The 5,918-nt window shown below is 62.7% G+C and carries 4 protein-coding genes; all 4 read right to left on the bottom strand.

Translation table 11 applies throughout. From position 1 onward, the window contains the following. Positions 1-552: amidohydrolase family protein (locus tag VEK15_24525; protein HXV63889.1), on the bottom strand; the 552-nt coding region annotated here is incomplete at its 3' end. Continuing rightward, positions 549-2,438: a TRAP transporter fused permease subunit gene (locus VEK15_24520; GenBank protein ID HXV63888.1), complete on the bottom strand. Its 1,890-nt coding sequence runs from the start codon at positions 2,436-2,438 to the stop codon at positions 549-551. The genes VEK15_24525 and VEK15_24520, both read right to left, overlap by 4 nt. Positions 2,439-2,446: 8 nt before the next feature. Next, positions 2,447-3,421, bottom strand: coding sequence for a TAXI family TRAP transporter solute-binding subunit (locus tag VEK15_24515; GenBank protein HXV63887.1), 975 nt, complete (start codon positions 3,419-3,421; stop codon positions 2,447-2,449). A gap of 18 nt (positions 3,422-3,439) precedes the next feature. Continuing rightward, entirely contained in the window at positions 3,440-5,530 is a 2,091-nt protein-coding gene (locus tag VEK15_24510; protein HXV63886.1) for a TonB-dependent siderophore receptor, read from the bottom strand. Positions 5,531-5,918 lie beyond the last annotated feature (388 nt).

Below are 5,918 nucleotides of genomic sequence, written 5' to 3'. Positions count from 1 at the left end.
ATCGACCCCGTCGGCGAGGTTTTGGACCGCGGGAACGTCGACGTAGATCGAGAACTGGCGGGCGTCGCCCGCACCCCCCGTGGCACTGACATAGTTGCCCGCCACCTGAATGCGCGGACCGGGAACGATTCCCGATTCGATGGCGTCGCGCAGGTCGACGTCCACATAAGGCCACGTCGGTCCCATATCGCGGCAGGTCGTGAACCCGGCGCGCAGAGTGTCCAGGGCGTTCTTCGCACCGTGCAAGGCCGCTCGAGAAGGCGTCGTCTTCAACAACGCGTCTTCCCAGTGAACGCCGGGAACTTCGGCGAGATGAGTATGGAGATCGACGAGGCCTGGCAGAAGCGTCGCGCCGCCGAGGTCGATGAGCTCGGCGTCCGAAGGGACCTCGGTTCCCACCGATTCGATCCGTTCCCCCCGCACGACGACGACCGCGGAAGCGAGTGCGTTCCCCGATCCGTCGAGAACCGTCCCGGCGCGCAGCGCGATGCGGTCCTGGGCGACGGCCGACGAGGGCAGCGCCGCGATGAGAAGCAACGCGAGTCGATTCATGACTTCCTCCGCTCGAGGAGATAAACGGCGGCGAGAACCGCCCCGCCGGCGAGATTCGCTACCGAGAGCTCGACTCCCCCCACGGAGAGATCGCGCCCGGGAAAGAAGAGTAGAGCTGCCGAGAAGAGGAGCACACCCCGCATCGTCGTCGACAGCTCGCTCGTCAGATACCCGGCCACTCCGGCTGCCAGGGGCACGATACCGACCAGCACGACGAGGGTCGCGAGAAGAGCCGAAACGATCGAGACCGGTGCGTCGCCGTCACCGAGGAGAAGGAGCTCCGGCCGGAAGACGAACATGAACGGGAGCGTGAAGCCGACGAGGGAAAAGCGAAACGCGGCGAACGAGGTTGTCATGATGTGGGTCTCGGCGATCGAAGCGGAAGTATAGGCGGCCAGAGCCACGGGGGGCGTCACCATGGACATCATGCCGAAATAGAAAATGAAGAAGTGCGCCGAGAGCGGCACGATTCCCAGCTCCCCGATGATGGGAGCGATGAGCGTTGCCATGAGCAGATAGCAGACTGCCGACGGCAGGCCCATCCCGAGAACGATCGAGCCCACCATGATGAGGGCGAGGGCGAGCAGGAGGCTCTCGCCCGAGAGGTTCAGTATCTGCTGGGGAAAGCGGGTTCCCACGCCGGTCAAGGTGACGACGCCGAGGATGATGCCCACCGAGGCCGATGCTGCCACCAGGGGAACCCCGCCCCGGGCGGTCCGGAGCAGCGACGTCTCGATGGCTTTTCGCGTGAGTCGGGATCTGGGATTCAGAAACCCAAGGACCAGCACGACCGCGAGCGAGAGGCTGACCGATCGAAACACCGTGTAGCCCGTGAGAATGAGTCCCACGAGCACCCCGAGCGTGACAAAGAACACGATGCCGCGGTACCGGTAAGCCTCCGATCGACCGGTGGTGCTCGCCATCGTTTCCGCGCCAATCCGTTTCGCATAGAAATGGACGATGAAGAAGAGAGCGAGATAATAGATCACCGCGGGTAGAATGGCGGCGCGGATGACCTCGAGAAAGGTGACCGGTGGACTCACGAGCTCGAGCATCATATAGGCCCCTGCCCCCATGACCGGGGGAACGAGGGCGCCGCCCGATGCCGCGGCCGCGGTGACACCCGCGGCGATGTGAGGTTTGAAGCCGATGCTGCGCATGAGGGGAATGGTGAACGTCCCCGTAGTCGCGGCGTTCGCGACCGCACTCCCCGAGAGCGAGCCCATGAGCCCGCTGGCCAGAACCGCCACTTTGGCCGCTCCTCCCGGGGATCTTCGAAAGACCCGCTGCGCGAAATCGACGATGAATCCGGTCGCGCCCGTGGCTTCGAGAAACGCCCCCAGGAGCACGAACAAGAAGACGTAAGTGAACATGACCGAAAGAGCGATCCCGAAGACACCCTGGCTGTGGAGGAACGTTTGCGCCACAATCCGCTCGAGCCCGTACCCTCGATGGGGAAAGAGCCACCCGGGAAGCTGCGCCCCTCCATACGCGTAGAGCACGAAGAGGGCGGATAGTACGGGAAGCGCCCACCCGAGGCATCGCCTCGTGGCCTCGAGAACCAGCAGGAGCCCGAATACTCCGACGAGATAATCGAGATTCGTCTCGGCCCCGGCGCGATCTCCCAGGGAGGCTCCACCCGACCAGAACCGCGAAAAAACCGGCTCGGTCTGTACGACGACGTAGATACAGACGAGGGCCGAAGCGAGCGCGAGAATCCGGTCCCCAAGGGCGTACGTCGGCTTGTCTTTGGCGAGAGGAAACAGGAGGAAGCACAGAACGAGACCGAACAGCGCGAAGATCGCGAGCTGAGACTGCGGGGTCAGTCGAGGGTAGTTGACCTCGACGAGGACGAAAAGAGAAAGGGCGAGGGCGAGGACTCGCACGGAGGCGATCAGCCTTCGCCTTCGGGCCAGATACCGATCTCGCGGTAGTAGCGCACCGCGCCGGGATGAAACGCGACACCCGTATCCCGGGTCACGTTCTCGGGGTTGATGAAGTTGCCCGCGGGATGCCGCGCGGTGACCGCAGCACGGTTCTCGTAAATCGTCTTCGTGATTTGATAGATGAGCTCTTCATCGGCTCCGGCGCTCGCGATGAGGTGCATCGAGCCGACGTCGAGACCGCGGAAGTCCTCGTCCTGACCGCGGTAGGTCCCCCCGGGGACGATCCGCACGTCGAAGAAAGGATATGTGGCGCTCAGAGATTCGATGGCGGCATCGTCGAAGGGCACGAGGAGGATGTCCTGCGAGGTCGTCGCTTGCACGATCGACGCGGTGGGCACCGCGCCGCCAATGAACGCTGCGGCCGCCGATCCATCCGCGAGCATGTCGACGGACCCGGCCTGCGTGTTGTTGAGAGGGGTGAACTCCTCGAAGCCGACCCCGTGGGCGGCAAAAATACGGGATACGAACGACTCCCAACCGGCTCCGGCGGGTCCAACGACGATGCGTTTACCACGAATATCAGGAATGCTCTCGACTCCCGAGCCCTGTGGTGCGAGCAGCATCGCCACGTTGGGCGCAAGCGTCATCACCGTCCGGACGTCATACGCCCGCTCCCAGTCGTCCTCGCCGCGAGCGGCGAAGTAAGTAATGGCGGCGTTGGACAGAGCGACGTCGAGCTCACCACTCGCGAGTCGCCGAATGTTCTCCTGCGAGCCCTTCGTTGCCTCGGAGGTGACTTCCCAGCCGGCGGGACCGAACTCGCCCAGAACTTCGCCGAGCGCTCCGCCGACGACGAAGAACGCACCACCCGGTGGCGCCGTGCCAACGCTCAGAAATCGCCGGTCGTCCGCGGTTCGAGAGCTTCCACCACCACAGGAGATCGAGACCAGCAAACCGCATGCGAGGAGGAGCCTGTTCTTCATCGGCGGATGATAGTGGGATCAGAGCGTCCAGTCGAATCCAAAGTAAGCCCCGAAGGGCGGCGCGGGTATGACCGAATTGCCTCCGAAGCCGCGCAAGTAGTATTCCTCGTCGGTGAGGTTCTTGACGTTGAGTCGAAGCCGCACGCCTCCCAGATCGTAGAAGACGGTGGCGTCGAAGGTCACGACGCCATCCAGCGAGAAATCGTTGTTCTCGGCGATGAACTGCGAGCTCAGGTACCGCCCGCCCCCGCCGACGCCCCACTTGCCGAACTCTTTCGACAGCCAGAAGTTCAGAACGTGTTTGGGCGCGAAGGCGGGCCGATTGCCGCTGCGATCGAAGTAACCGAACGTCGGAGGTATGAAGGAGACGAGCGTGAGCTCGGTAAAGTTGGTCAGCTCGGCATCGTTCAGTGCGTAGGAGACGAACGCGCGAAAATCCGTGGTCGGCTCGGCGGCGAAATCGATCTCGAACCCGCGAGAACGCTGGTTTCCCACCTGCTGGGTGAAACCGTTGTCGTCGGGGATCGGAATGTTGTCGCGCTCGAGCTGGTAGACGGCGAACACCATCTCGGCCTTTTGTCCGGGGAAGTGCTTCTTGATACCGGCTTCGTACTGCGTCCCTCGCTCGGGAACGAGCTCACCAACGACGCGAGGTGACGGCGGAGCGAAGGATCGGGAGAAATTGCCGTAGACGGAAAGGTCGGTTTGGGGAGAGAACGAAACCCCGGCCATGGGGGAGACTTCGGTATCGTTCCGGGCGGCGCCGCTCACCTGGTCGTCGAAATCCAGGACGTCCACCCGCGCACCCAGAAGGACGTTCCACTTGGGACCGACCTGGATCTGATCGATTACGTAAGGTGCGGCGACGATGCTGCGAGCGTCACCCGCCGTCGAAAAATCGGGAAAGGGCGGCAGACCGGGGTCGATGGGATTCACGAGATCGACGATGGGGAGCAGATCGAAGTTGAGCGCGAACTGGTCCGCGAACCGCGCGAGCTCGAAGCCCGTCAGCAGGCTGTGGCGAACCGACCCGGTATCGAATGCGAGAATCGCCTCGAGCTGGTTTCCGGTAAATCCCTGAGCGTCGTCGAGGCGGCCAAAGCTCCGAATCACGCCGGACGAGGCGGGTCCCGTGGGAATCACGCCGGCGAGAACCGTGGCGTCCGAGATCCAATCCAGATCGCGCCGGTAGAATTTGTCCCTCAAGGTGAGCCATTCGTTCACGGGCCACTCGTAATCGACCTGGAAGCGAAGAATCTCCTGCTGTGAAGTATCGAGAGGAGTTTGATAGCTCGTCCCCGGATCGACCGGCGCGACAGCCCCCCCGACAACCGGGATGCCGCTGTCGGGCACGAAATCGAGGTCGAGGTACTCGAAGTTGACGTTCAGCGTGCCTTTCTCCCCGAACCGAACGCCGAAAGCCGGGTTCAGAGCGAGGGTGCGACCTTCCTTGCCGTCGCGGTGGCTTCCCACGTCACGAACGAGGCCGTTCAAGCGAAACGAAACGGGTTGGTCCAGAGTGCCGAGGTTCATGTCGAAGGAGCCTTCGTAGCTGTCGAACGATCCCGCCGAGCCGGAGAATCGGAAGAGCCGCGCGGGGACGGGCTGCTTGCGCACCAGGTTGACGGCGCCGGCGAGAGGGTTGCTGCCGTAGAGGAATCCACCGGGGCCCTTGAGTACCTCGACGAGGTCGACGTTGTAGAGCTGATAGAACGTCGCTTCTGGCTCCGAGGCGCCGTCAACGAGGATGAGCCCGCTCGACAGCGAATCGAAACCCCGGATGAGAAAGAAATCGTTCACGCCATTCTGGCTCTGGATGTTGACGTTGCTCACGTTCACGAGCGCATCCCCCAGGACGCGATCGAATTGCTCGCGGACGAGAGGCTCGGTGACGACTCCGACGTTGTTGGGCGTCGAGCGCCGGTCGAGTGGCAGCTTGGTGACGATCGTGTTCGAACGAGGTACGTAGCGGAGCGACCCTTCCACGTAGACGTACTCGGTGAGCTGGGGTGTTGGCGGAGTCTTCTCGGGGTCGTCTTTCTGTTGGTCGCCGCGGGTTCCGCCCGCAAAAGCCAGGATGAGAACGAGCGCCAGAGCTGTCGCGTTCATCAGCATAGCGCCCATCTTAGATAGCCGCGATCTCCGGCCGCAAATTTTGTTGCGAGCGCCAGTTCCCGACGTTCGGCCGACGAGAGTTGGAGCACCCGCCGGCAACATCGTATTCTTGAGCCGAGGTGACGAAAACGTTATGCCGCCACGAGAATGGGGTTCCCAGCATGAGTTACGGCCAGCGGATTACACTGATATTGATTGCATGCATTTCAATGACCGCATGCGTCACCGATAGGGAAGAAGGTGCTATCTCCAGCATCCGCGTGGATTCACCCTACTTCGGACAGCCGGTGCCGGGCCTCATTCCCGAGCTATTCGCACCCGGGATCGTCAGCACCGATGGCATCGAGTTCAACGGAGTCTTCTCTCCTGATGGGAACGAGTT

Source organism: Vicinamibacteria bacterium (assembly GCA_035620555.1).
Lineage (GTDB): Bacteria > Acidobacteriota > Vicinamibacteria > Marinacidobacterales > SMYC01 > DASPGQ01.
The sequence above is the reverse complement of the archived record's forward strand: the minus strand, read 5'-3'. Positions and strand labels throughout refer to the sequence as shown.